The 425-nt window shown below is 49.9% G+C and carries 1 pseudogene; it reads left to right on the top strand.

Annotated features, from left to right (window positions below):
* A pseudogene (locus CIK04_RS28110) lies at positions 1–420 on the top strand (DUF2867 domain-containing protein); the annotation flags it as partial.
* Positions 421–425: the final 5 nt, after the last annotated feature.

The raw sequence follows: 425 nt of genomic DNA, 5'->3' as shown, positions 1-425 counted from the left end.
GCGCAGAGTCGCTTTGGACGTGGGTGCAAAAATTGGCAGTCGACAAGGATGGGTACTTTTTGCCGATGTCTTATGGCGCACTCGAGAATGGCTCGATGTGCTCTTTGGTGGCTCTCGGCCTATTCGCCGCTCTCCACTCGGTCCCGAGCTAAAAATTGGCGACTACATCGATTCTTGGAAAGTAATTCGCTGTGAAAAGCAGCAATTTCTTTCGCTGTTTTCGGTATGAAGGGACCAGGTTTAGGTCGACTCGAGTTTACCATTCACGATCATGGCCATTATCGGGAGCTCAATGTCACCGCGTGGTGGCATCCGCAAGGTTTTCCTGGCCTACTTTACTGGTTCGCCATGATGCCTGCTCACCTGTTTATTTTTAATGGCATGGTGAAAGCGATCGTAAAAAAGGCGCTAAACCATTAGCGCCT

The sequence above is a fragment of the Vibrio sp. 03_296 genome (assembly GCF_002265885.1).
The sequence above is the reverse complement of the archived record's forward strand: the minus strand, read 5'-3'. Positions and strand labels throughout refer to the sequence as shown.